General features: G+C 57.4%; 23 protein-coding genes. 7 read left to right on the plus strand and 16 right to left on the minus strand.

All coding sequences use genetic code 11. The features are described from left to right. Positions 1-76: 76 nt before the first annotated feature. The 11 genes from ACLEIV_RS08670 to ACLEIV_RS08720 all read right to left on the minus strand — a co-directional run bounded on the left by ACLEIV_RS08670 (position 77) and on the right by ACLEIV_RS08720 (position 13,022). Entirely contained in the window at positions 77-1,297 is a 1,221-nt protein-coding gene (locus ACLEIV_RS08670; RefSeq protein ID WP_410456256.1) for a type II secretion system F family protein, read from the minus strand. Then, on the minus strand, positions 1,297-2,994 hold the full coding sequence (locus ACLEIV_RS08675; protein WP_410456257.1) for a GspE/PulE family protein: 1,698 nt from the start codon (positions 2,992-2,994) through the stop codon (positions 1,297-1,299). The genes ACLEIV_RS08670 and ACLEIV_RS08675 overlap by 1 nt, the downstream gene beginning before the upstream one ends. Continuing rightward, complete coding sequence (locus tag ACLEIV_RS08680; RefSeq protein WP_410456258.1) at positions 2,972-3,721, minus strand: tetratricopeptide repeat protein; 750 nt, start codon at positions 3,719-3,721, stop codon at positions 2,972-2,974. The genes ACLEIV_RS08675 and ACLEIV_RS08680 overlap by 23 nt, the downstream gene beginning before the upstream one ends. Then, on the minus strand, positions 3,721-5,337 hold the full coding sequence (mshL, locus tag ACLEIV_RS08685) for a pilus (MSHA type) biogenesis protein MshL (RefSeq protein WP_410456259.1): 1,617 nt from the start codon (positions 5,335-5,337) through the stop codon (positions 3,721-3,723). The genes ACLEIV_RS08680 and mshL overlap by 1 nt, the downstream gene beginning before the upstream one ends. After that, complete coding sequence (locus tag ACLEIV_RS08690; RefSeq protein ID WP_410456260.1) at positions 5,334-5,651, minus strand: hypothetical protein; 318 nt, start codon at positions 5,649-5,651, stop codon at positions 5,334-5,336. Before ACLEIV_RS08690 ends, mshL begins: the two co-directional genes overlap by 4 nt. Continuing rightward, positions 5,644-6,294, minus strand: coding sequence for an MSHA biogenesis protein MshJ (locus tag ACLEIV_RS08695; protein ID WP_410456261.1), 651 nt, complete (start codon positions 6,292-6,294; stop codon positions 5,644-5,646). The genes ACLEIV_RS08690 and ACLEIV_RS08695 overlap by 8 nt, the downstream gene beginning before the upstream one ends. After that, entirely contained in the window at positions 6,291-6,869 is a 579-nt protein-coding gene (locus ACLEIV_RS08700; RefSeq protein WP_410456262.1) for a fimbrial assembly protein, read from the minus strand. Before ACLEIV_RS08700 ends, ACLEIV_RS08695 begins: the two co-directional genes overlap by 4 nt. Continuing rightward, entirely contained in the window at positions 6,866-7,732 is an 867-nt protein-coding gene (locus tag ACLEIV_RS08705) for an MSHA biogenesis protein MshI (RefSeq protein WP_410456263.1), read from the minus strand. The genes ACLEIV_RS08700 and ACLEIV_RS08705 overlap by 4 nt, the downstream gene beginning before the upstream one ends. A 161-nt stretch (positions 7,733-7,893) precedes the next feature. Next, a complete protein-coding gene (locus ACLEIV_RS08710; protein ID WP_410456264.1) occupies positions 7,894-8,775 on the minus strand; it encodes an AEC family transporter in 882 nt (293 codons plus the stop codon). 88 nt (positions 8,776-8,863) lie between these two features. Further along, on the minus strand, positions 8,864-10,117 hold the full coding sequence (locus tag ACLEIV_RS08715; RefSeq protein ID WP_410456265.1) for a D-amino acid dehydrogenase: 1,254 nt from the start codon (positions 10,115-10,117) through the stop codon (positions 8,864-8,866). A 226-nt stretch (positions 10,118-10,343) separates the two neighbouring features. Next, positions 10,344-13,022, minus strand: coding sequence for a hybrid sensor histidine kinase/response regulator (locus tag ACLEIV_RS08720; RefSeq protein ID WP_410456266.1), 2,679 nt, complete (start codon positions 13,020-13,022; stop codon positions 10,344-10,346). Positions 13,023-13,091: 69 nt separating this feature from the next. Between ACLEIV_RS08720 and ACLEIV_RS08725 the strand changes: the two genes are divergently transcribed. Further along, complete coding sequence (locus ACLEIV_RS08725; protein WP_410456267.1) at positions 13,092-14,459, plus strand: SLC13 family permease; 1,368 nt, start codon at positions 13,092-13,094, stop codon at positions 14,457-14,459. A 72-nt stretch (positions 14,460-14,531) separates the two neighbouring features. Here ACLEIV_RS08725 and ACLEIV_RS08730 read toward each other — a convergent pair whose 3' ends face one another. Continuing rightward, a complete protein-coding gene (locus ACLEIV_RS08730) occupies positions 14,532-14,741 on the minus strand; it encodes a DUF1127 domain-containing protein (RefSeq protein ID WP_410456268.1) in 210 nt (69 codons plus the stop codon). Positions 14,742-15,312: 571 nt separating this feature from the next. Between ACLEIV_RS08730 and ACLEIV_RS08735 the strand changes: the two genes are divergently transcribed. The 4 genes from ACLEIV_RS08735 to lpxM all read left to right on the plus strand — a co-directional run bounded on the left by ACLEIV_RS08735 (position 15,313) and on the right by lpxM (position 19,023). Then, positions 15,313-16,791, plus strand: coding sequence for a sodium-dependent transporter (locus tag ACLEIV_RS08735; protein ID WP_410456269.1), 1,479 nt, complete (start codon positions 15,313-15,315; stop codon positions 16,789-16,791). Then, positions 16,788-16,889 (plus strand): MetS family NSS transporter small subunit, encoded by a 102-nt coding sequence (locus ACLEIV_RS08740; RefSeq protein WP_104485092.1) that lies wholly within the window; start codon positions 16,788-16,790, stop codon positions 16,887-16,889. Before ACLEIV_RS08735 ends, ACLEIV_RS08740 begins: the two co-directional genes overlap by 4 nt. 338 nt (positions 16,890-17,227) lie before the next feature. After that, on the plus strand, positions 17,228-18,001 hold the full coding sequence (locus tag ACLEIV_RS08745; RefSeq protein ID WP_410456270.1) for a DUF3025 domain-containing protein: 774 nt from the start codon (positions 17,228-17,230) through the stop codon (positions 17,999-18,001). Positions 18,002-18,054: 53 nt separating this feature from the next. Further along, positions 18,055-19,023, plus strand: coding sequence for a lauroyl-Kdo(2)-lipid IV(A) myristoyltransferase (lpxM, locus tag ACLEIV_RS08750; protein ID WP_410456271.1), 969 nt, complete (start codon positions 18,055-18,057; stop codon positions 19,021-19,023). Positions 19,024-19,219: 196 nt separating this feature from the next. On the opposite strand, the gene ACLEIV_RS08755 is transcribed toward lpxM, so the two are convergent. From ACLEIV_RS08755 to ACLEIV_RS08770, 4 genes are all read right to left on the minus strand, one after another. Then, positions 19,220-20,011, minus strand: coding sequence for a sulfite exporter TauE/SafE family protein (locus ACLEIV_RS08755; RefSeq protein ID WP_410456272.1), 792 nt, complete (start codon positions 20,009-20,011; stop codon positions 19,220-19,222). Positions 20,012-20,102: 91 nt separating this feature from the next. Then, on the minus strand, positions 20,103-20,411 hold the full coding sequence (locus ACLEIV_RS08760) for a cupin domain-containing protein (protein WP_410456273.1): 309 nt from the start codon (positions 20,409-20,411) through the stop codon (positions 20,103-20,105). A gap of 113 nt (positions 20,412-20,524) precedes the next feature. Beyond that, on the minus strand, positions 20,525-21,394 hold the full coding sequence (locus tag ACLEIV_RS08765) for an OmpA family protein (RefSeq protein ID WP_410456274.1): 870 nt from the start codon (positions 21,392-21,394) through the stop codon (positions 20,525-20,527). A 53-nt stretch (positions 21,395-21,447) separates the two neighbouring features. After that, positions 21,448-22,470: an adenosine deaminase gene (locus ACLEIV_RS08770; RefSeq protein ID WP_410456275.1), complete on the minus strand. Its 1,023-nt coding sequence runs from the start codon at positions 22,468-22,470 to the stop codon at positions 21,448-21,450. A gap of 179 nt (positions 22,471-22,649) precedes the next feature. Here ACLEIV_RS08770 and mtgA point away from each other — a divergent pair, with 179 nt between their 5' ends. Both mtgA and ACLEIV_RS08780 read left to right on the plus strand, forming a co-directional pair. After that, complete coding sequence (gene mtgA / locus ACLEIV_RS08775) at positions 22,650-23,324, plus strand: monofunctional biosynthetic peptidoglycan transglycosylase (RefSeq protein ID WP_410456276.1); 675 nt, start codon at positions 22,650-22,652, stop codon at positions 23,322-23,324. Positions 23,325-23,430: 106 nt separating this feature from the next. Then, a complete protein-coding gene (locus ACLEIV_RS08780; protein WP_410456277.1) occupies positions 23,431-24,183 on the plus strand; it encodes an HAD-IIA family hydrolase in 753 nt (250 codons plus the stop codon). Positions 24,184-24,189: the final 6 nt, after the last annotated feature.

The raw sequence follows: 24,189 nt of genomic DNA on the forward strand, positions 1-24,189 counted from the left end.
TCCAGATAAAACCCTTCAATCTCTTTCATCTAAAATGATATCGAAGATATTCCTGTAAATCAGTCATTTTGCATTGCTAGCCCTTGACCACCTTCATCATGTCCCACATGGGGGTAAAGATGCCCAGCGCCAGGATCAACACCATGATAGAGATACAGACGATGAGGATGGGCTCGATTTTCGAGGTCAGGTTGGTGATGTCGTAATCCACTTCTTCTTCGTAGAAACGGCCTCCTTCCATCACCATTTCGTCGACTCGCCCGGTTTCTTCACCCACTCTGAACATCTGCAGAATAAGGGGCGTAAATACCCGGCTTTGCTCGGCCACCGCCGACAGGCTGTGACCCGACGACAACTGTTCGCCCATACCCAGAATGGCGCGGGTCAACCAGGCGTTGCCCGTGGCACTGCCCGCCAGGGTCAGTACCCGGACTATGGGTACGCCGGCGGTCAGCATCATAGCAAAACTGCGGCAAAAACGAGCCAGTAAAATGCGTTTTATCAGCGGGCCCATGATGGGAATACGCAACTGCCAGCAGTGCCAGCGCAATCGACCGGCTGGGGTGTTGACATAACGCCACAGCAATACGCCTGTTACCGGCAACCCCACCGCCATATGACCGATGTACTGGGTAAAAAAGCTGGACGTGGCTATCAGGAAACGGGTGGTCCAGGGCAAATCGGCCCCCAGGCTGGCAAAAATACCGCTGAAGGCCGGGATCACATAGATGTTCATCACCACCATGGCCGCAACCATGGTGATGCTGACAAACACGGGGTAGCGAATGGCGGCCTTGACCCGGCGGCGGGTGTCCAGTTCCAGCTGAAAGTAATGGGCCAATTGCAAGAAAGCCTGCTCCAGCTGGCCGGTGCTTTCGCCGACTTCCACCAGTGACACATAGAGGCTGCTGAACAGGTGCGGATGGGCCGCCAGGGCATTGGCCAGGGTCTGGCCCTGATTCAGCGACGAGGCGACCTCGTCCAGCGCCCCGCTCATCACCTTGCTGTCGGTGGTGTCTCTCAGTCCTTCGACGATGCGCAGTATGGGAATGCCTGCCCGGGTCAGGGAGGCAAACTGGCGGCTCAGTATCAGCAGCACCTCCGGCTTGACGCCCCCTTTCAGGAACTGCTGCAGTTGCATCCAGCCCTTGGTACCGGCGCGAGTCTCCTTGATCTCGACCGGGAGCAAACCCGCGCTCAGCAGACTCTCGGCAGCCGCCTGAGACGAGGCGGCTTCCAGCCGGCCTTCGTTAAGCTGGCCCTGACGGTTTCGGGCTCTGTATTGGTAAAACGCCATTATTCCACCCACTCGGCCAGACGAAGCACTTCACTCAGGGCAATATCACCCGCCAGCGCCAGCTGCAGGGCAGAACGTGCCAGTGTAATGTAATCGGGCTCGGCCGCTACCAGCTCGTTAAAACGTTCTATATTCTGCTCGCGCAGGGTGTCGGCCATATCCTGGGTGATCTCCAGCCATTCATAAACCCCAGCCCGTCCCTTGCAACCGCTGTGGTTGCAGCTGGCACAGCCTGCCCCCCGATAAAAAAGACCGTCGGCAAGAGTGGGCTCCAGATACCGTAAGAACTGCCGTTCGCTCTGCTCGGGTACATGCACCACCCTGCAGTGTTCACACAGACGGCGCACCAGTCGCTGGGCCAGCACCCCCTTCAGGGTGCTGGCTACCAGATAACCGGGGACACCCATGTCCATCAGTCGCACCGCCGAGCTGGGGGCGTCGTTGGTATGCAGGGTAGACAGCACCAGGTGACCGGTCAGCGCGCCACGCATGGCTATTTCGGCGGTTTCCTGATCGCGCATTTCACCAATCAGCAAGATATCCGGGTCCTGCCGCAGGCTGGTGCGCAGGATGCGGGCGAAGGTCAGGCCCGCCTTGATGTTCACCTGTACCTGATTGACCCGTGGCAATTGGTATTCCACCGGGTCTTCGGCGGTGATGATCTTGCGATCCGGAGTATTCAGTTCACTCAAGGCGCCATACAGGGTGGTGGTTTTACCGCTGCCGGTGGGGCCGGTCACCAGAATAATGCCGTTGGGACTGGTCAGCTTGCGCCGGAAGGCCGCCAGCAGTGCCGGCGGCATGCCGGCTTCTGCCAGGCTACGAACACCGCTTGACTGATCCAGCAGTCGCAACACCACCGCTTCGCCATGTTGCACCGGCATGGTAGCCATGCGCACATCCACCGGGCTGTCTTTTATTTTCAGGGCGAAGCGGCCATCTTGCGGCAGCCGCCGTTCGGCAATGTCGAGCCCGGCCATCAGCTTGAGCCGGGAAACCAGCGCCGGGGCTATGTTCACTTCTTTAAGCTCGGTTTCCTGCAACAGGCCGTCGATACGCATACGCAGCCGGATCAGGCTTTTCTCGGGCTCGATATGCACATCGGAGGCGCCAATCTGCAGCGCATCTTCAAACATCGAATACAGCAACTTGGCCACGGTGGCGTCGCTGTCGTCCAGCCCCGCCGCCTCCAGTGCCGGTCGGTTGGGAGTATTCTCGCCCTGCAGTTGCTCGGCCAGGTTGGCAATGTCGTCGGTACGCCGATACAGCAGATCATAAAGCCCCAGCAACTGATCCTGCGGCGCCACCGCCAGCTTTATCTCACGTGGCACCAGCAGGTTGGCGATGGCATCCTGGGTGTCCAGATCCGCCGGATCCGACAACACTACGGTGGCCTGGGTATCGTCTGCCGCGATGACCAGCGCCCGGTGGCGACGGGCGTAGACTTCAGACAACAGCTTGACCGCCTGACGATTTATCTCGATTTTGTTGAGATCCAGCAAGGGCAGGTCCAGCTGTCTGGCCACAAAGCCGAGCAACTCCAGTTCGGTCAGAATGCCCATCTGCACTATCAGAGTGCCGATACGACCGCCTTCGCGCTGCTGCTGTTGTAAGACCGACTCCAGTTGCTGGGCACTAATGACATCATGCTCTATCAGCAGCTCGCCGAGACGTTTAGTGAGTTTGCGCTGTGCCATGTTGCTCCAGTTGCTGTTCTACAAAACGCTGCGAGGCCATGCCCAGATCGGCACTGGTCCGGGCCTGTTGAAAGGCCGAGGAAAAGTCTTCACCCAACTGGCGCTGGCATAGCCCCAGCCCCAGCCACCAGCCACCTACCCGACTATGCTCCAACAGCTGGCGATACGTCTCTGCCGCCCGTTCACACTGACCGCTGCGCCGGGCCATATCTGCCTTGAGGCTGTAATAGTCGAGGTGTTGCGATAAGGACGGAGAGGATTCATCCAATACCTGAAGCGCCGCGTTATAACGTTGCTGTTCGGCCAGCAGGCGGGCCAGTGCCAGGCGCATGTCGGCCTGGTCCGGGTCCAGCTCCAGTCCCTGCTGCAGCTGGGACCGGGCCTGATCCAGGGCGCCACGGCCAAACTGAAGTGAAGCCAGTCGCAGCCGGGTTTCCTGATCGTCCGGGTATTCAGCCAGCGCCTGAGCCAGTCGAAACTCGGCCCGGGCCCAGTCACCGGCGGCCAGAGCCGCATCGGCCTGCCGGCCGATGTCGGCCAGCCAGTCGCCCCGGCTCAGGGTCACTTCGCTGATGCTGAACGAACTTTCCGCCGCCGGTGGCGCCACCATGAGGTCGGCCCACTCGGACAGTTCCCACTCTTCTTCATCGGGAGCCTGAGCCTGAGCCGTCTGTACCAGCGGCAGCAGCATCAGTAATAGTCGAGACCAATAACGAGCGCCTTTCATCAACGGATACCGCTATGCAATGACGTGAAGGGTTCGGGCAACGGCGGATACCATTTTTCCAGCAGATCGCGTGAGCGCTGTAGTTCGGTCTGCCAAGTGTTTTCATTCACCACCACAGGACGCAGCATGATCACCAACTCGCTTTTTTGGTTACCTATTTTCTGACTCTTGAACAGTTGCCCTATCACCGGAATTTCACTCAGAATGGGCAAACCGGTTTCACTGCTGGACTGTTTTTCCTGCATCAGACCGCCGATGATGATCATCTCGCCGGAGCGGGCCTCGACGATGGTGTCCGATTCCCTGATGGTGCTGCTTGCCAGCGGCAAAGCCACCGCCTGACTATCGCCAAACTGGATGATCTTGGTCACATCCGATACTTCACTCACCGAGGGGTGAATATGCAGCAGCACCTTGTTATCTTCCGCTATCTGCGGCGTGACATCTAGGGATATGCCGGAAAAGAAGGGGGTCAGCTCAATATCGGGCGTGGTTTCACTGGTGGCACTATTGGTAGTAGTGGTCAGCGAAAAATCGGTAACAAAATATTCGTCGGTGCCGACCTTGATCACCGCCTTCTGGTTATTGCTGGTGGTCACCCTGGGGTTCGAGAGCGTATTGACCTCGCCCTGGGTTTTCAGCAGTGTGATAACGGAGGTAAAATCGCCGTCACTAAAGGTGAACACATTGTCGACATACGACTGAAAAGAGCCTCCTGCGCTCACCAGGTTCGCAATAGGATTCAGATAATTACCGCTATTTCCGGGAACGGTACCTGTATCCGCACCACGACTCAGATGCTGCCAGTCGATCCCCTGTTCATAACCGTCGTTCAGCTCCACCTCTATGATACGGGCCTCCAGTATCACCTGACGCTTGAGCTGGCGTTCGGCCCGGTTCAAAAAATCTTCCACCAGCGCCAGCTCGTCGGGGGCGGCCCGCACGCTCACCAGTCCGGCCTGGGGGTTGGTGACCACCACCCGGCCGTCTTCGTTGCCAATCAGCCGCCCCAATGCCGACTCCAGATCGGCCCAGAAGTCGTTGCTGGACTCGGTGTTGATGCGGGTCGAGCTGTTGCCGGCGCTATTACCGTCTTCACCGCTCGACAGGCTGCTGCCACTGATGGCGGTTTGCGACAGGCCATCTCGCGACAACATCAGATAATTCACGCTGAAGGTGCGGGTACGTACCCCGTTGGGATATACCTGATAGACACCCCCCTGTTGTTCTATGCCATAACCGTACAACCGGGAAATCGCGGCCATGGTATCGGCCAGGGAGACCTGACTCAGGTTCAGGCTGATGGTGCCCCGCACTTCGGGATGCACGGCAATACTGAAACCGTGCTGGCTGGCCAGGGCATTGAAAAAGTCGGCCGCCTCTACGTCATTGGCGGCAATATTGAAGCGACGAAGTCGCGGCTCGGCACTCGGGGCCGCCGCCGTCGAACGGCCGCCGAGCAATTCCTGCTCTACCGCCGCCGGCACCGCATCCGGACGCATGGTCAAAGCCTCATCCAGCGCGGCCTTGGGTAAAGAGCCATCCGGCGCATGTACACAGGCAGCCAGAGAGGCGCCCAGCAAGGCCACCGCTAAAGGTCGTATCGGAAAATTCATTGGCTACCCGGGGTTGATAATGAGGGAAACAGAGTCAGGGTCAGGGGAGCGCCCTGGCCTTCAAGCAGAATATGATCCGGTGTTATACGCACCAGCCGGTAGCTGGCAACCGCATCACCGGTTTGGTAACGGCGGCCATCGATAATGGCGCTGGGCCGGTTGCCGCCGGTAAAGATGGCCTGTAACCGAAACGGAGCCGGCTGCCGATGTTGCGTCTGAGGGGGCGATTCAACGGCCATCGGCGTTAATGGCCGGGTCGGGTCCTGCAGACCCGTGGTGCTGCTCAACAGCAGCAGCAATAACGAATTAACCACGCAACAGCTCCTTGTATTGGCTGATGGTAAAGAAATCGAGACGAATACTGGCCTCTGGATATTCCTCCAGCTCAAATTCCAGGCCACGCCAGAAGACTCGTCCGGACAGCTGTTCCAGCCGCTGTACATAATCGAGCAACGCCATATAACTGCCGCTTAAATGCAGGCTCAAATCATGCCGATACAGGGGCTCGACATTTTCTGCCGCCGTCAGCCGTTGAGGCGGCTGATTGCTCAGCTCCCGCAGTTCCAGCCCCTGGCTCTGCTCGAGTATGGTCAGCAACAACCCGGACATCTGCTCCGGGCCCACCAGGGTGCGCATGCGCTGCTCGACATTCTTGTTGAGTTTATTCAGTCGGCGGTTCAGCCGTGCCAGCTGTTGCTCTCGATCACTGTTCGACAACCGGGCTATGCCCTGAGTGAGTTCATCACGCAGTTGTTGTTGCTCGGTCAACTGGCGGTGAAGCCCACGCTGTTCCTGCTCCAGACGCATCACACCGGCCTGCATCGTGGCTTCGTAAAGCAGCAGCCCCATCCAGGCCAACAGCGCCCAACTGACACCCAGCACCAGCCAGCGCTCCCGACCGGACAGGACATCGAAGCGTTGCTGCCAGTCTTGCAGCCGTTGGGTTAATCGGCTCATGGGGTCACCTCTGCGCTATAGAGGCTGAAGCCCAGGCCGCCTTCGGGCCGTCGGCTGATCTCGAGCTGGCCAAAGCCATGGCCGCGCAGGCTGTCGCGCTGCTCGAAGCCGAGGATCCAGGCCGGTACCTGGCTGGCACTGGCGGCCTCACCACGCAACACCATGCGTTTGCCTTGCAAGGTCAGGCCCTGCAAAGCCACCCCCTGCCAGGGAATACGTGCCAGATCGTTCAGGGTATTGGCATAAGACACAAAATTTTCCTGCTGCAGGACGTTCAGCAACCGCTGCCGCACGTTAATGTTCTGTTCTATCCGTTCCTGCTGACCGTCATCCTGCCGGCTGTTGAGCGCGGCCAGTCCCTGGCGCAGCTGGTTCAGATCGCTTTCACCGGACAACACCGCCGCCTGCAAGGCATGATTCTGTTGCTGCAACTGATACTGGCTGAGGCCCGCATAGGCGAACATGATGCCCCAGAGCAAGACGATGACCAGGCCAATGCGCCACAGCAAGGCAATGGAGGCCGGGTCTTGCGAGGGTTTGAGGGCAGCCTGATAAAACTCGATGCGCCGTTTCACGCTTGCTCCTCCCGCAATATCCCCAGCGCCGGCAGGCTGATGGGGCTCAGGGTGTCGCTGGTTAAAGACTCGGACTGAATATTGAATACCTGACTGATTGCCTCCTGAATGGCCGGTGTCACCCGCCGAGGCAGTGCCAGGTACCAGCGATTGGGCGCATTGAGCTTGAGCTGCCCGACCGCATAATCGATGCTGCGCTGCAGCTCCAGCAACAGGTTGTCGAATACAAACTGATCGACCGGCATCCGCTCGTCATCCAGCGCCTGAAAGCCGCGTATGGTACGGGAAAAATGCCATTGCCGCTGATGAATAAAGGTCAGGGTCAACTCCTGCCCCGGCATCTTGTGCAGCAAAAGGCCCCGGACCTCAGGCTCAAGCAGGTTGGCCATGGCCAGTTCATCCACCCCTATGGTGGCGATGTCACATTGCGGCGTCACCGCCTGCACCAGCTCGGCCAGGCGATCCCGCTCGCTGCTGTATACCGCAATGCGTGCCTGCCCCGTCGGGCTGGCCGGCAGCTCGATATAGTCGAACAACAGGGTGTCTAACGGTTTATCCACCAATTCTCTCATACACCAGGGCAGCGCCTGTGCCAGTTCATCATCGGGCATGGCGGGTTTATCTATCTGACTCTGTCGATACCAGAGTCGGCTCAACACCAGATGCAGCCGTCGCCCCTGCCATTGCTGTTCATCCAGCAGTGCACGCAGCGCCTGTGCCACCGGCTCGCCGTTACCGAGTTCACGTCGTACCACCAGTTGTGGCGGGTGTTCATCGATGGCGATCAGGCAGTGAGGAGTAAGATAAATCCCCACCGAAGATGAGGCTTTGGCGGGTTTGAACCAACGAGAGATAAGAGCCATTTGCACCGAATGAAAAAATCAAAACGCCAGTATAAACAGATAAAAACTATTTATAAACAAGCCACTATAAGACAGTTAGAAAAGGGGCTCTAATAGCCCCTCCTTTAAAATTCCATCTTGATTAAAATCAAGGATTCATAGAGATACACCCGGCATAAAAATCAGAGCAACGTCAGGGTCAGATAGATCACCAACGGAATCGTCAGTACCGACAAGGCGTTACCGAGCAGGACTATGCTGGCCATTTTATCGGGCTGACAGCGATATTGTTCACACAATAAATAATTGAGTACCGCCGGCGGCAGCATCACCGACAACGCCAGCAATCGCAACCAGTCTGCGCTGAGCGGCAGCCACCAGGCCACCAGCAGCAGGCTTACCGCCCCGGCCAGCAAATAACCCAGGTTGACCCGCAGCGCCAGTCCCAGATCGCCCATTTCACCGCCCGACAGCCGCACGCCCAGGGCAAACAACATCAGCGGCACCGCTATCTGCCCCAACAGCCCGGCGCTGGTATAGACGAATTCGGGCAACAGGGTCGGATGATCCGCCAACACCATACCCAGCACCGCAGACCAGATAATGGGGTTTTTCAGCCATTGCCAGCGACCGGCCTCGCGCGACAGGATAAAAAGCCCCAGCGAAAAATGAATCAGATTGGACAACACGAACAGTATGATGATGGCGCCGAGCTGATCTTCACCATAGGCCAGCATCATCAGCGGAATGCCTATGTTACCGGTGTTGCGGAACATGCCGCCCAGCACCAGGGTCCGGCGTTCCAGCCCCCGAAAACGAAACAGGCACAACAGCAGGCCCGGCAGCAGTATCACCAGCACGCCCGCCAACATCAGCGGCCAACTGGTACCCAGCCGCACCGGATTGTCGATAAGGGCAGAAAACACCAGCGCCGGGCAGAACACCGCCACGTTGGCCAGATTGACGAATCCCATGTCGGCATGGCGTTGACGACGACCGAAGGCGAAGCCCACCGCCACCACCGCAAATACCGGCACCACTATATTGAGCAGGGTAGAAAACATAGATAGAGACGCAAAAGGCGCCAGTATGGCGCCTTGCTATGGTACTGTCCAGCCGCCGGAACCGGCGGCGGCGGTGCCACGAAACGCTTCAGCCGTAGCGGCTGAACGCCAGGCCGCTGTCGTCGATTTCCGGCTTGTTGCCGCTGATCAGATCGGCAATCAGCTTGCCGGAGCCCGCCCCCATGGTCCAGCCCAGGGTGCCATGGCCGGTGTTCAGCCACAGGTTCTTGTAACGGGTGGCGCCGATAATGGGGGTGCCGTCGGGGGTCATGGGGCGGAACCCGGTCCAGAACACGGCTTCATCTACTTTGCCGCCTTCGGGGAACAGACTCTTCACCGACTCGGCGATGGTGGCACGACGGGCATTGGGCAAGTCGGCATTGAAGTCGGCCAGTTCGGCGGTGCCGGCGGCACGAATACGGTTTTCGAACCGGGTAATGGCCACCTTGTAGGTTTCATCCATCACGGTGGACTGGGGCGCATCGGCGTCGTTCTTGATGTCGATGGTCAGCGAGTAACCCTTGATCGGGTAGACCGGCAGGCGGATACCCAGCGGGCTGAGCAGGAAAGGAGAATAGCTGCCCATGCACACCAGTACCTGATCGGCGGTTTCCAGACCATGAGACGTTTGTGCGCCGCGGATGCTGTCGCCTTCGCTGACCAGGGCCTTGATCTCGGTGTTGAACTTGAACACAACGCCATTTTCCTGACACTTCTTCACCAGCGACTTGGTAAAGAGGTTGCAGTCTCCGGTCTGATCTTCGGGAAAATGCAGGCCGCCCGCCAGCTTGTGCTTCACCCGAGCCAGGGCCGGCTCGCGGGCAATGCATTCGTCCACGTTCAGCATGGCATGAGCCACGTCGAATTCCTGCAACACCTTGATGTCCTTGGCGGCGTCATCAATCTGCTTCTGGGTGCGGAATACCTGCAACAGACCCTGTTTGCGGCCTTCGAACGGCAGTTTCAGCTCTTCCTGCAGCGCGTTGATGCACTGACGGCTGTATTCGGATACCCGTACCATGCGCGACTTGTTAACGCCGTAGGATTTTTCATTGCAGTTGGCCAGCATTGACAGCATAAACTGCCACTGTGCCGGATTGAGGCTGGGGCGCACCTTGAGCGGTGCATGGGACTGGAACATCCACTTGACAGCTTTCTGGGGAATACCGGGGGCGGCCCAGGGAGAGGTCATGCCGAAGGACAGCTGGCCGGCGTTGGCGAAACTGGTTTCTTCGGCAGCGTCAGGCTGTCGGTCGACCACCACCACCTCATGGCCCTGTTGCGACAGATACCAGGCGCTGGTAACACCGACGACACCACTACCTAATACTAATACTTTCATGACACTCCCCTACCAAGATGCTTATATGCCAACAATATCATCTAAAAAAATAATAAAATCCAGAGTAAAACGCAGCGCGAAATCCGGCGGGAGTAACCGGACAACGGCCAGCAAATACGGGGGTTCTATCTTTATCTGACCCCGCTTTTATCGATGGTGTATAAATTCAATAAAAAATAAAAACCCAGAACAATTAACTGGCAAAGCATGAAATGTGACAAACATCTCAATCTGACGAAATCACGATGTCAGGATCCCGTCGCCCGCTCGCCAGCCGGCCAAGAGAGTCGGTCAGAGCCGCCAGCTGTTCCATCTCCGGTCGCCGCCGCTGCTGCAACGGCACGCACAATGCCAGTGCCTGCGCCGCCAGTGATGTCAGCCCGCAGGCCTCGGCCTGTGTGGCCAGCTCTGTCACTACCGCCAACGCCTCCGTCCAGTCTTCGCCGGCCAGGGCGGCCTGCAACAGCCAGACATCGTCCTGATGTTGTTCGCTGAAATCAGCCCTTTGTCTGGCGAAGGGATCGGCGACCGCGTTATCGGCCGCCCTGTCCTCTGCCACCGGCTCCGTCGAGAGTGCCAATACCTGCATCATGGCCTGGTAGAGATCGAAGCGATTAACCGGCTTGGTGACATAACCATTCATACCCGCATCCAGGCTGGCTTCCCGGTCGCCACGCATGGCGCTGGCGGTGAGCGCGATGATGGGAATATCGTGATGTATCCTGAGCTTGCGTATCTGGCGCGTCGCCTCCACCCCATCCAGTATCGGCATCTGCAAGTCCATCAGGATGGCATCGAAGCGGCGCCGGGTCATCAGCTCAACGGCCTGGCGACCGTTGTCGGCCAGCGTGACCGATACCTCGACCTGTTTCAGAAACTCCACGATCAACTGCTGGTTCATTCGATTGTCTTCTGCCAGCAATATCTGTTTTCCTGCCAGCCGGGCGTGATAAAACGCCAGATCCTGCAAGCCTGTCACCACGGCTCGACCTGCGGTATTGGCGTCATCACCCAGCATCTGATTCAGACACAGACGCAGGCTATGCTCTGTGACCGGCTTGGACAGATAATGATGAATGCCCAAGGTCCGCATCTGGACATCTGGCCGCTCCCGGCCGAAGGCGCTCATGATCACCACGCCTATATGGCCAAAATGAGGCTGCTGCACCAGGTAACGGGCCAGATCCAGGCCGTTATCCTGCCCCAGGCAGCAATCGATTAACGCCAAATCCAGCTCAACGCCGCGCTTGTGGAGCAACTCTCTGCCCGTCACTACATCCTGGGCGCCGTACACCACCATCCCCAATCCTCGTAGTAACCGACCCATCAATTCCAGCACCAGGACGTTGTCGTCGACCAACAACACCTTTTTCCCAGCAAGGTGTGCCGGCGGCAACTCGGCCCTGGCTACCGCCGCCGGCTGCGCCGGCAGACTGACGGTAAAGATGGAGCCCCGTCCCGGCTGACTCGAGACCTCGATAGTCCCTCCCATCAACTGCACCAGATGGCGACTGATGCTCAGGCCCAGACCACTGCCACCGTACTTGCGGGTGGTGCTGGCATCGACCTGAGTGAAGGAGAGGAACAGTCGGTCGAGCTGGTCGGGCATGATGCCGATGCCCGTATCGCTGATCTCGAAACAGATCCGGGGCTCGGGATCGGCGCACACCGACACCGTCAACACCACTTCGCCACGCTCGGTAAATTTGACCGCATTGTTGACCAGGTTGACCAGCACCTGTCCCAGCCGTAATGGGTCACCACGCAAACAGTCGGGCACATCGGCGACCTTGTTGATGATGACCTCCAGCTGTTTCTGCTCGGACATGTCGGCAAAGAGCCCGGACAGCCGTTCAAGCAGTTCGTTGATATCAAACTCGATATCTTCCAGTTCCAGCTTGCCCGCCTCTACCTTGGTCAGATCCAGAATGTCGTTGATCAACAGCAAGAGGTTGTCGGACGAGTTCTTGATTTTTTTCAGGTATTCGGCCTGTTGCACATTCAGTGGCGTCTGCTGCAACAGGGAAGCAAAGCCGATGATGGCGTTCATGGGGGTACGAATTTCGTGGCTCATGTTGGCAAGAAAGTCGGTTTTGGCCTGAGCCAGCGCAAAAGAGGCCTGGCTCGCCTCGCGCAACTGCCGGTTGCGTACCGCCAGCAACAGCAGCCCAAGGCTGAAGAACAGCAGCAGCAGCAATGCCACTACCATCTGTATACTTTCCCAGCTGTCTTCGGCCTGGAGCCGCCAGGCTGTGATCCGTTCGAACAGAGCAGAAAGATCATCCGCCGCAATCGCTTCGCGCAGCCGTATCACCTCTCCCAGGCTGTGCCGATAGAGCTGATGGTAATAGAGCGTATCCTGCCACTCGGCACCGGCCGCTTGCTGCAAGCGCTCGGCTTCGGCGTCGAGCGCATACAGAAACAACTGGTTAGGCGCGGTCAGATAGAGCCGACTATGCTGCAGTAACTGTTCGTACATCGGCCGGGCCGGCAGTAATTGGAGGGCGTCGGCGAACGACTTCAGCGCATAACGCCCGCGCATATCCGCATCCTGCAGGGCCTGTAGGGTCTCTTGATAATGGTTCAGTTCGGCAAGCACCTCGTCGACGCCTACCAGCGGAGTCGGGTGTTGTTCGATAAACTGAACAAAGTGTGACACCGCCAACGCCAGCGAGGTGACCTGCTCGCTCAGTAGCAGGCCGCTGTCTGCATTGGTCGTCACCCTGTGCTGTTGATTCAGGGCCTTCAGTACCGGCTCGGTCTGCTGCTGTAACGCCTGATAATAGCGATACTGACTATACTGGTTGCCACCATAGCCCAGTAGCAACAAGGACATAATGAGCGCATAAGCCAGTATCGCCCAGCGCGGGGCCAGAAGAATGCGCCGTTTTGCCACCCTCATCATCTTTTGTATCCATCATCTGGTGATATACTCACAATCGCAACCAAAACAACAACATAACGAGAAAAAAACATGTCCGACGAGACTCCACAACAAAGTGTAAACACCAGGGCCAGGTGGGGCATTCTCAGCGCCAACCTGATCCTGTTCCTGTTTTTGCTCAATACGCTGCCTTTCGATCCCGGCGTTACCAAGGGGCTGAGCCTGCTGGTCTTTATTGCCGTGCTCTGGCTGACCGAGGCGGTCCATATTACCATCACTGCCCTGCTGGTGCCGCTGCTGGCGACCCTGCTCGGCGTACTGGATACCAATGCGGCCCTGAGCAATTTCTCAAATTCCATCATTTTTCTGTTTCTGGGTGGTTTTGCACTGGCCGCCGCCATGCACAGCCAGCAACTCGACCGGCTGATTGCCGGCCGGATCCTGCAACTGGCCAGGGGCCGGCTCGGTACCGCCGTGTTTTTGCTGTTTGCGACCGCCGCCTTTCTGTCGATGTGGATCAGCAACACCGCCACCACCGTCATGATGCTGCCGCTGGCATTGGGCCTGCTGAGCTGTCTGGATGCCGAGCGTCATCGCAGTACTTATCTCTTCGTGCTGCTGGGCGTGGCCTACAGCGCCAGCATCGGCGGCATCGCCACCCTGGTCGGCAGCCCGCCCAATGCCATTGCCGCCGCCCAGGTCGGGCTGAGCTTCAGCGAATGGATGGCCCTGGGCCTGCCCATTACCCTGCTGCTGCTGCCGGTGGCCGTTCTGGTACTCTACCTGTTGTTCCGCCCCAAACTGGGCGAGCGTGTCGAGCTGGCCGAAGAGCATATCAGCTGGACCGGCAAGCGTAAGATCACCCTGGCCATCTTTGCCCTGACCGTGTGTCTGTGGGTGTTCTCCGGCCCCGTGTCCAAGGCTCTCGGCGGCCTGGCATCCTTCGACACCATAGTCGCGTTATTGGCCATTGCCCTGATCGGCATCACCCGGGTGGCGGAATGGAAGCACATTGAAAAACACACCGACTGGGGTGTATTACTGCTGTTTGGCGGTGGCCTCACCCTGAGCCATGTGCTGAAAACCACCGGCACCAGCGAGTTCCTCGCCCATCACCTGACCGATATGCTGGGTCATGCCAGCCCCTTCGTGATCCTGCTGGTCATTACCGCCTTTGTGGTATTCCTGACCGAGCTGGCGTCCAACACCGCCAGTGCGGCGCTGTTGATCCCGGTGTTTGTGGCGGTGGCCGAAGGCCTGGGGCTGACCCCGGTGATGGTAGCCTCGGTCATTGCGGTATCTGCCTCCTGCGCCTTCATGCTGCCGGTGGCTACCCCGCCCAACGCCATCGTGTTCGGCTCCGGTTACATTCGCCAGAAAGACATGATGAAGGCGGGTTTTGTGCTCAACCTGGTCTGTATCGGCATGCTGGCGGTGTATTTCTTCGTCTTCGCATGAGGCCCACTCATGCCGTAAACGCAAAAAAGCCGCTGAACGTCAGCGGCTTTTTTCGGGCGCATCCTTGCCGGTTTATTGCTGCCAGAACGGCTTGCTGATCTCCTGATAGCGATCTGATTCATTCAGGCCAATGTCTTTCAGCAGATAGGCCGGCAGCTCGGACAGCTGACGGCGAGTGCGGGTACGCTGCAGCCACAGTTCCAAGGTAGCCAACAGGCCCGGTTGAGCCGGTTTTTTGCCTGAAAAGGACAGGTCTTGAGTTTGATATGTTGTGGTATTCATGATGCGCCTCCTGAGCTGATGTCGGGCACAGCATAGAGAGCCATTGATACCGGCTCAACCCACTTTTATTCGAACGCAGTATTAGTTTTTATAATGTGTTAGCGTTCTATATAAAATAACAATCAACCCTTTATCAATGCCTTAACAAACCATGCACAAGCATGCCGAACAGCACACCATTAAAAAGATTAAAAATCCTACCTCATTTCCTTTCGGGACCAGAGTAACTGCATAAAAAACGAATCAACCGGCCTATCAGCCCACAATCAAGAGGATATTCTGCATAAATACCAAATCACCTCTACAGCCAACCAAATGTGCGCCTTTCGACAATTATTATCAAAATGCAAAAAACACAGATGCGCTGGCTCCACCCCACAACAACAGACAATAACGCCAGATTAACAATAAAAAACAATCAATATCACCGCAAAAGTGGCAGTAACCCCTTTTATCCAAGGTTAAAATACGCCGAGATAGCCAATTGACTCGTTGCTTTTATTGCCCGCTCTCCCTACCCTGCGCCCGCTTATCTATCCTTACATCTGATATATCCCGCTTAGGAGTCACTATGAAACGAGAACAATGGGGTTCTCGCACCGGCTTTATCCTTGCCGCCGTCGGCTCTGCCGTCGGCCTGGGTAACATCTGGCGCTTCCCTTACATGGCATATGAAAATGGCGGTGGCGCCTTTTTCATTCCTTACCTGTTTGCCATGCTGACCGCAGGCATTCCCTTCATGATCCTGGAATTTACTCTGGGTCATAAATACCGCTCCGGCGCCCCCAGGACGCTCAAGGCCCTGAATACGCGTTTTGAGTGGCTGGGCTGGTTCCAGGTCATGATCTCGGCCATTATCGCCTTCTACTATGTGGTGGTGATTGCCTGGGCCATTTCCTATGCCTACTTCGCCTTTACCCAGGCCTGGGGGGAAGACAGCAACGGCTTCTTCTTCGGTGAATTCCTGGGACTGGGCGACGACAGCGCACCTTCCAGCCTGGGTAGCCTGCAATGGCACCTGCTGCTGCCCCTGTGTCTGGCCTGGGCTGCCACCTATTTCGCTACCTACCGGGGCGTAAAAGGCGGTATCGAGAAGGTCAACAAGGTACTGATGCCGCTGCTGTTCGTGATGGTATTGTTGCTGATCGGCCGCATCGCCTTTTTGCCCGGTGCACTAAACGGCATCAATTGGCTACTGGAGCCTGATTTCAGCAAAATCTGGGATCTCAAGGTGTGGTCTGCCGCTTACGGCCAGATTTTCTTCACCCTGAGTGTCGGCTTCGCCATCATGCTGTCTTACGCCAGTTACCTGCCGGAAAAGTCCGACATCAACAATAACGCCTTCATGACGGTGTTGATGAACTGCGGCTTTTCTATGCTGGCCGGTATCATGATCTTCGGTGCCCTCGGCTACATGGCCAATGCCCAGGGCAAGGAGCTGACCGAGGTAGTGAGCTCCGGCGTGGGTCTCGCCTTCGTGACCCTACCTACCGCCATCAACCTGCTGCCCGCACCGGGCGTGATGGGGCCGCTGTTCTTCCTGGCCCTGGTGTTTGCCGGTATCAGCTCCCACATCTCCATCGCCGAGGCGGTCACCACCGGCCTGATGGACAAGCTGGGCTGGAGCCGCCCGAAAACCGCCACCGTCTTCTGCTCGACCGGCCTGGTGGTAAGCCTGCTGTTCATCACCCAGGGCGGCCTGCTGCTGCTGGATCTGGTGGATTACTTCATCAACAACATCGCCCTGCTCGGCTCCTGCCTGCTGGAGCTGTTCCTGGTCGGCTGGCTGTGCAAACTGCAAGATTACCGTGCCCATGCCAACCGCTTGTCCGAGTTCACCATCGGCGGCTGGTGGGCCATCTGCATCAAATTCGTTTCCATCGGTATTCTGGTGGTGATCCTGTTCAACAACATTCTGGGTGCCTTCCGTGAGAACTACGGCGGCTACTCAGATAATGACGTGACCTTTATCGGCTGGGGCATGATTGCACTGATGCTGGTGGTGGCCATCATCATCAACGCCAGCAGCAAGAAGGAGACCACCGTATGAGCACCGGAGCCATCATCATGATGCTGATCGGGCTCGGCATTACCTGGGGCGGCGCCGCCCTCTGTATTCGCCGGGCGATGAAGTCCAAAACAAAATAACGTACCGAGGCAGCCGAGAGGCTGCCTTTTCTTTTCAGCCTTGTGTAAGCCAATTCCCGTAATCTAGAGACAACACAGTTGTACGCAGACGGCGCCAACAGGCAACACCGGCGAATTAGTGAGGACAAAGGGATCTGTTCCGACGACCTTCTGTTTCAAGGATGAAACAGAGAGCCCCCATGGGGCGAGCTTGCTCGGCGTGTCGGCGGAGCGGGTCCTTTGGCCGACGTAGAACTGCCACCGAATTGCCATCTCATGCACCGGAACTCGCCCCCAAAGATGATCTCGGCCCCGACTAGGGGTATGCTTGCGCGTTTTCATCCATGCAGGTAGTGATAATGGACTGGGATCCCCATGTTACCGGGCGCAATGGTGTACTGGCACAGCTTGCCGATCTCATCGACACCAGCACACCGCAGTGGCCCACCCTGGCCGAGCTGAACCGGCAGCTGGCCGCCGACTTGCCGGTGCACTTTATCGATGATGGCCGTTTTGCCGAGCTGAACTGTTACTACGAGCAGGCAGTGGCTCAGGGCATGGTCCCGACCCGTGCCGCCAACTGGCATGATTTTTTTGGTGCCGTTATCTGGGCGCTGTTTCCCCGCACCAAGGCGTTGCTCAACCGGCTGCACATGGAAGATATCGCGGCCAACGGCTTCGGCAAGCGCACGCCCCGGCGAGACCGGGTGACCCACTTCGACGAATGTGGTCTGGTGCTGGCGGTATCGGATAAAGCCGAGGCAGAACACTGGCTGCGCGAGCACGACTGGCAGCGGCTGTTTATTAGCGAGCGTGATCGATGGGGGAATAACTGGCAGTCCTTTATCTTCGGCCATGCACTGTACGAACAGGCACTGGCGCCCTTTATCGGCATGACCGGAAAATGTGTGGTGCTGGAAATGGACACCGTCTTTTTTTCATTGCCCGCCGCCGCCCGTTATCCGCTGCTGGATGCCCGGCTGGCAGAACATCTTGAGCAGGATACGCTGTTCGATCGGCCACGCCCGCTGTTGCCGTTGCCATTGCTGGGCATCCCCGGCTGGTGGCCGGCCAACGAAGAGCCGGCCTTTTATCAGAACCGGGATTACTTCCGCCCCCGGCGTAACAGATGATTTAACGCCGTTTTTTTTTTACACTTGCGCCTTACCAGAAAAAGGATGTTGTTATGTCTGGGTCCGATCCCGTTTATGACCTTGAATTCAAACGTCATTATCTGCACCCCAGATACTGGCTAACCTGGCTGGCCATTGGCTGTCTGTGGCTTCTGGCCTGGCTGCCGCTACGTGCACGCGACGCCTTTGCCGGCGCTTTCGCCCCCTTGCTGGTGAGGCTTGCCAAAAAGCAGTGTTATATCGCCCGTACCAATATCCGGCTGTGCTTTCCCGCGCTGCCCGCCGATAAGGTAGAGCAGATGCTGCTTCATTCCATTCGTGCCGGCCTGATGACCTTTATGGGCTATGGCGAGTGGACCGCCCGCAGCCGTGACTACCTGCAAGGCCGCTTCGTGGTGCAGGGCCGGGAGCATCTGGATGCCTGCCTGGCGGCAGATGAAAAAATCATCTTCATGATCCCCCATACCTGGGCTATCGACGCCGGGGGGCTGTACCTTACGTCACTAGGCCTGCCCATGTGCACCATGATGCACAGCGCCAAGAACCAGGTGTTTGACTGGTTTATCAATCGTCAGCGTGCACGTTTCAACGGCATCGTTTACGAGCGCGACGCCGGCATCAAGGCGGTGATAAAAACCATCAAGAATGGCAAACATTTTTTCTACCTGCCGGATCAGGATCACGGCCGGGAAGCCAGCCTCTTCGTGCCCTTTTTCGCCGAGCTCAAGGCTACCCTGCCGGCCCTGCCCAAGCTGGTGAAACTGACCGGCGCCAGGGTAATACCGGTGCTCAGCGTCTACAACGCCGAACGGCATCGCTACGAGCTTATCCTTCGCCCGGCCATGGCACCCTACCCCACCAACGATATTGCCGCCGATACCCGGGCGATGAACGCGGAAATAGAGACCCTGCTCACCGAGTGGCCCGAGCAGTACATGTGGTTTTTGAAATATTTTCAGACCCAGGTCGATACCGACGAAGGCCGTTATGAAGCGGGAATCCGGGAGATAAGAAAACGATGAGCTGGATGGAATATCTGCTGACGATCTCCACCGGCCTGCTGGTCATGTGGCTGGTGGCCCGTATCGACGACTGGCTGATCGCCAAAGAACGAAGTAAAAAGCCGTAGGCCGTCAGAAAAAATACCGAGCCCAACCGCTCGGTATTTTTTTAACATGGCACCAACGGGCTCGGGTCGAATTTATTCGACCAAAGGCATTAACCCGGGAAAAACAGGAATTTGGCGCCGACCAGCAACAGGAATATCGCAAAGGCGCGCTTCAGTACCGGAGCCGAGAGTTTATGCGCCAGTATGGCGCCTAAACGGGCGAACGGCATGCTGGCCAGACTGATGCCGATCATCGCCGGCAGATAAACGTAACCCCAGGCTTCGTCCGGCAAGCCCTGATGCGCCATGCCGTGCACCACGTAGCTGAGTGCCCCCACCAATGCAATGGGAAAGCCGCATACCGACGATACCGCCACCGCCCGCTGCATGGGCACAGAGCACCAGCTGAGAAACGGTACCGTCAGAGAGCCGCCACCGATGCCGAAGATGCCCGAGGCCCAGCCAATCACACCGCCCACCGCCACCTGCACCGGCTTGCCGGGCAACCGAGCACCGCCGCTGGGTGCCAAACCAAACAGCATCTGCGCCGCCATCAGCCAGGCGAACAGACCAATCAGGCGCTGCAACAGGGGTCCCGATAGCTTGTCGGCGGTATAACCGCCCAGCCAGGCACCCACCACTATGCCGACGGACAACAACGCCGCCAGGCGCCAGTCGATGGCCCTGCGGCCATGGTGGGTATGAATGGCACTCAGCGAGGTAAACATGATGGTGGCCAGCGAAGTGCCTACCGCCATATGAGTCACCAGATCGCCGCCGATACCCTGCAATTTAAAGCTGATAATCAGCACCGGCACGATAATGAGCCCACCGCCCACCCCAAACAGTCCGGCCAGGGTGCCAGCAAAGGCGCCCAGAGCCAGGTACATCAACCAGGTCATGTTGAATCCCTAACAAGAAAAGGCCATAAACTACCTAAGGCGGTGTTAAAAGCCAACCAACATCGGCGCCAAGCGATTATTTATTGCTAACTCAGTCCAGAAGCTCGATTTCCAGCAATACCACTTCCCGCTCGCTGTCGTTAATCACGTTATGCTCGTTACCCTTGTCCCGATAATAGGTTTTACCGCACTCCAGCGGGAAGCGCTTGTCCCCGTCCGGCGTTTCCAGCTGCAGCTCGCCGCCGGTCATCTGCACTATCACATAGTCGTGCTGATGCCGATGCCAGCGAGTTTCGCTGTGGGCCGGGAAACGCAACTCGGTGACCCTGACTCTGGGGTGATCGATCTGGGTGATGGCGTCGACCGACTGACGGGGAGAAGAAATGGGGGCTTGTGACATCAATGACTCTCTTCTTTAGCTTAAAAAACAGGAAGCGAGATAATAAGGCGTCGAATGAGTCAGTGTTGTGACCTGGATCGAATGATGGCAAGCCCTTTGCCATCGAAAATGGCTTACAGCCGACCGTGACCGAGGCTGATGACCACACGTCGGTTGGTGTTACGCCCTTCGGGCGTACGGTTGTCGGCAATGGGACGGCGCTCGCCGTGCCCTTCCAGGCTGATGGTGTCTTCCGGCAGGCCTATGCTCATGAAGTGTGCCTTGATGGCCTCGGCACGACGTTGCGACAATTGCTTGTTGTGACTGGCGGTACCAAAACTGTCGGTATAGGTGTTGATCACCACCTCACCGATGTTGGGATCGGCCTTCACATATTCGGCAATCATCGCCAACCGCTGGCTGGAATGGGCAGTCAGTACGTCGTTATTGTTGACATAATTGAGCACGCTGAAGGAGATATCCTCGAAGCTGTAGGGCAACAGGTTAGTCTGGCAGTCGAGGAAGGCGGCATAACGGGCACGAAAGTTGACCGACGACAGGCCCACCCCGGTGAGCTGGCCATTACGATACCAGTCATCGAAATAAAAAGTCGGCCAGCGGCCCTCACTCAGCTCGTCCAGCATCACCCAGGCCGACTGTTGCTCGACCATGGCATCGAACTGCTGATAAAAAGTAACGTTGCTCAGGCTGCGTGCCGCACGCCCCGGTTGCCATTGCGGCGATTCGCTCTTCAGCGCGGCCGACTGGGTGCGCGGCACGGCCCGCAACGGGTGAAGCTCAAACACCAGGTTGATGTTTTTGGACGCCCGGCTGATAAAGCTACCGGTACCAAAACCGGGAATAGGATGTTCCAGACGGCATTGCACCGCCGAGTCCGAGGTGAGCCGCCACAAAGACTGATCCATATTCGCCATATAGGTGCGGGGTTGGGCCCAGACACCGGCGCACAGGGTCAACCCTGCAACTACAGAAATAATGCGCACGTCAGCTCTCCTGTTCATCGTTACGCATGTTATCGGCGCCTGTAACCAACTCTTTAATGCTTTAATGTGATGCCGGCTTGCTCGCCATAGGCATTGAGCTCTCGCGTCAGCACCGCCTTTTCTTCCGGCGACAACCAGCAGGCTTCCACCCCGTTCATCGCCAGCTGCAGCAAGTCTTCGTTGCTGGCCCCCAGCCCCTGCTGCAATGCCTCATAGTTGGCATTCATGTAACCACCGAAGTAGGCCGGGTCATCGGAATTGACCGTCACACACAGGCCCGCATGCAGCAACTGAAGCATGGGGTGCTCCGCCATGGTATCTATGACCTTGAGCTTGAGATTGGACAGCGGACACACGGTAAGAGGAATGCGTTCCTGCGCCAGCCGTGCCATCAGGGGCGTGTCGGTAATGGCCGCCACCCCGTGATCTATGCGTTCCACCTTGAGAATATCCAGTGCATCGCGAATATAGCCGGCCGGCCCTTCTTCGCCCGCATGGGCCACCAGCCGATAACCCTGCTCCCGGGCGGCCGCATAAACCTGGGTGAACTTGGTCGGCGGATTGTTTTTTTCCGCCGAGTCGAGACCGATACCCGACAGTTGCTGGCGGAAGGGTTCGGCATGGTGCAATGTGTCGAAGGCCGACTCCTGCGACAGGTGACGCAAAAACGACATGATCAGACGGCTGGTCAGCCCCCATTGCTGCCGGGCCTGCTCCAGCGCCCTGACTATACCGCTCACCACCACCGCCAGGGGGACACCCCGCCCGGTATGAGCCTGGGGGTCGAAGAAAATCTCTGCATGGCGCACCCGCTCGGCATGGGCCCGACACAGATAAGCCCAGGTCAGGTCGAAAAAGTCCTGTTCGGTGACCAGTACCTGCATGCCCTGATAGTAGACATCGAGAAACGATTGCAGGTCTTCAAACCGATAGGCCGCCTTGAGGGCACTTTCATCCTTGTAATCGAGGGTGATACCATTGCGCCTGGCCAGGGAAAACACCATTTCAGGCTCCAGGGTTCCCTCTATGTGCAGATGCAGTTCCACCTTGGGCAATTCACTGATAAACGTGGACATGGCGTTTCTCCGCTGTTTATAAACCGGTGGCTCGAGTCAAATCCGAAAACCATTAGGTTAAAGATAACAAAAATTGAGTCACCGCTGCCGCCAAAGAATAACCGAAAGGTCAAAAAATTGTCTCATTCGGGTCAACGCCAGCGTACTCGTACAAACACCACCATGGGAACACCCTATCGATGATCTCTTTTTTAAAACGTTGTGTACTCTGGTTGCTGGGCCTGGTGATCCTGGGTCCCTTGCTGCTGACTTTACTCTATCGCTACGTACCGGTGCCGGTAACTCCACTGATGGTGATCCGCCTGTTTGAAGGCGAGTCACTGGCCAAAGACTGGCAATCTTCATCCCGTATTTCCCACCATCTGAAAATGGCGGTGATTGCCTCCGAAGACAACAAGTTCTGCCGCCATCGGGGCTTTGACTGGGATGCCTTCAATGATGTATTCAACGAATTCAGGGACGAAGGCCGGCTGCGCGGCGGCAGTACCATTACCATGCAAACCGCCAAAAATCTCTATCTGTGGCCGGGCCGCAGCGTCACCCGCAAGCTGCTGGAGGCGATTTATACCCCCATGCTGGAGCTGGTATTACCGAAAGACCGCATCATGACCCTATATCTGAACATCGCCGAATTCGGCCCCGGCATCTATGGCGCCGAGGCCGCCGCCCGGGCCTATTTCAATACCTCTGCCGCCAACCTCGGTCGTCATCAGGCCGCCTTGCTGGCGGCGGTATTGCCCAATCCCCGACAATACAACGCAGGTCGGCCATCGGCCTATGTGCAGCGACGCACCACCACCATTGGCTATCGCATAAATCAACTCGGCCCCCTGTTTAGCTGCGTGAGAAAGTAATAAAACGATGACTATGGTCATCAATTTGTCATAAGCTGCGATGACAGTAGGAAGAAAGTAGAAGCTGGCTTCAACCTACGCGACACGGGCCTCAAGGAGAGCATGAGTGCATAAGAAAAACCTGATTTGTGATATCGACGGCGTCATACTGCATAACAACGATTTAATTCCCGGCGCCGACGCCTTTGTACGCCGGGTGCTGGAACAGGATATCAACCTGCTGTTTCTCACCAATTACCCGGCACAGACGCCCAAGGATCTGCAAAACCGTTTTTATTCCGCCGGCATCGAAGTACCGGAAAGCAGCTTCTATACCTCGGCCATGGCCACCGCCGACTTTCTCAAGCGACAAAACGGCGAAAAAGCCTACGTCATCGGTGAAGGCGCACTGATCCACGAACTGTACAAGGCCGGCTTTACCATTACCGATATAGATCCGGACTTTGTGGTGGTGGGCGAGACCCGCAACTACAACTGGAGCATGATCCAAATGGCCGCCCGCTTCGTCGCCGACGGCGCCAGCTTTATCGCCACCAACCCGGATACCCACGGCCCCAACATGCATCCGGCCTGTGGCGCCCTTTGTGCCCCCATAGAACGCATGACCGGCAAGAAACCGTTTTACGTCGGCAAGCCCAGCGCTTGGATAGTGCGCGCCGCGCTCAATCACATGGATGCCCATTCCGAAAACACCCTGATTGTGGGTGATAACCTGAAAACGGACATCCTGGCGGGGTTTCAGGCCGGGCTCGAAACCGTACTGGTATTGACGGGTGTCAGCCAAATCGCGGACATTGACAAGATGCCCTTCCGTCCGCAGCATATTTATTCTTCCGTCGCCGATATCGACCTGTTCTGACTCAGT

Source organism: Oceanisphaera submarina (genome assembly GCF_046521305.1).
In the GTDB taxonomy this organism is placed as follows: Bacteria; Pseudomonadota; Gammaproteobacteria; order Enterobacterales; family Aeromonadaceae; genus Oceanimonas; species Oceanimonas submarina.

Coding starts and splice junctions, on each gene's coding strand:
- ACLEIV_RS08720 (WP_410456266.1), bottom strand. CDS start 13,022: ATGATGAGGGTGGCAAAACGGCGCATTCTTCTGGCCCCGCGCTGGGCG.
- ACLEIV_RS08760 (WP_410456273.1), bottom strand. CDS start 20,411: ATGTCACAAGCCCCCATTTCTTCTCCCCGTCAGTCGGTCGACGCCATC.
- ACLEIV_RS08695 (WP_410456261.1), bottom strand. CDS start 6,294: ATGAGCCGATTAACCCAACGGCTGCAAGACTGGCAGCAACGCTTCGAT.
- ACLEIV_RS08735 (WP_410456269.1), top strand. CDS start 15,313: ATGAAACGAGAACAATGGGGTTCTCGCACCGGCTTTATCCTTGCCGCC.
- lpxM (WP_410456271.1), top strand. CDS start 18,055: ATGTCTGGGTCCGATCCCGTTTATGACCTTGAATTCAAACGTCATTAT.
- ACLEIV_RS08740 (WP_104485092.1), top strand. CDS start 16,788: ATGAGCACCGGAGCCATCATCATGATGCTGATCGGGCTCGGCATTACC.
- ACLEIV_RS08730 (WP_410456268.1), bottom strand. CDS start 14,741: ATGAATACCACAACATATCAAACTCAAGACCTGTCCTTTTCAGGCAAA.
- ACLEIV_RS08755 (WP_410456272.1), bottom strand. CDS start 20,011: ATGACCTGGTTGATGTACCTGGCTCTGGGCGCCTTTGCTGGCACCCTG.
- ACLEIV_RS08675 (WP_410456257.1), bottom strand. CDS start 2,994: ATGGCACAGCGCAAACTCACTAAACGTCTCGGCGAGCTGCTGATAGAG.
- ACLEIV_RS08710 (WP_410456264.1), bottom strand. CDS start 8,775: ATGTTTTCTACCCTGCTCAATATAGTGGTGCCGGTATTTGCGGTGGTG.
- ACLEIV_RS08725 (WP_410456267.1), top strand. CDS start 13,092: ATGTCCGACGAGACTCCACAACAAAGTGTAAACACCAGGGCCAGGTGG.
- ACLEIV_RS08745 (WP_410456270.1), top strand. CDS start 17,228: ATGGACTGGGATCCCCATGTTACCGGGCGCAATGGTGTACTGGCACAG.
- ACLEIV_RS08770 (WP_410456275.1), bottom strand. CDS start 22,470: ATGTCCACGTTTATCAGTGAATTGCCCAAGGTGGAACTGCATCTGCAC.
- ACLEIV_RS08705 (WP_410456263.1), bottom strand. CDS start 7,732: ATGGCTCTTATCTCTCGTTGGTTCAAACCCGCCAAAGCCTCATCTTCG.
- ACLEIV_RS08670 (WP_410456256.1), bottom strand. CDS start 1,297: ATGGCGTTTTACCAATACAGAGCCCGAAACCGTCAGGGCCAGCTTAAC.
- ACLEIV_RS08715 (WP_410456265.1), bottom strand. CDS start 10,117: ATGAAAGTATTAGTATTAGGTAGTGGTGTCGTCGGTGTTACCAGCGCC.
- mshL (WP_410456259.1), bottom strand. CDS start 5,337: ATGAATTTTCCGATACGACCTTTAGCGGTGGCCTTGCTGGGCGCCTCT.
- mtgA (WP_410456276.1), top strand. CDS start 22,650: ATGATCTCTTTTTTAAAACGTTGTGTACTCTGGTTGCTGGGCCTGGTG.
- ACLEIV_RS08680 (WP_410456258.1), bottom strand. CDS start 3,721: ATGAAAGGCGCTCGTTATTGGTCTCGACTATTACTGATGCTGCTGCCG.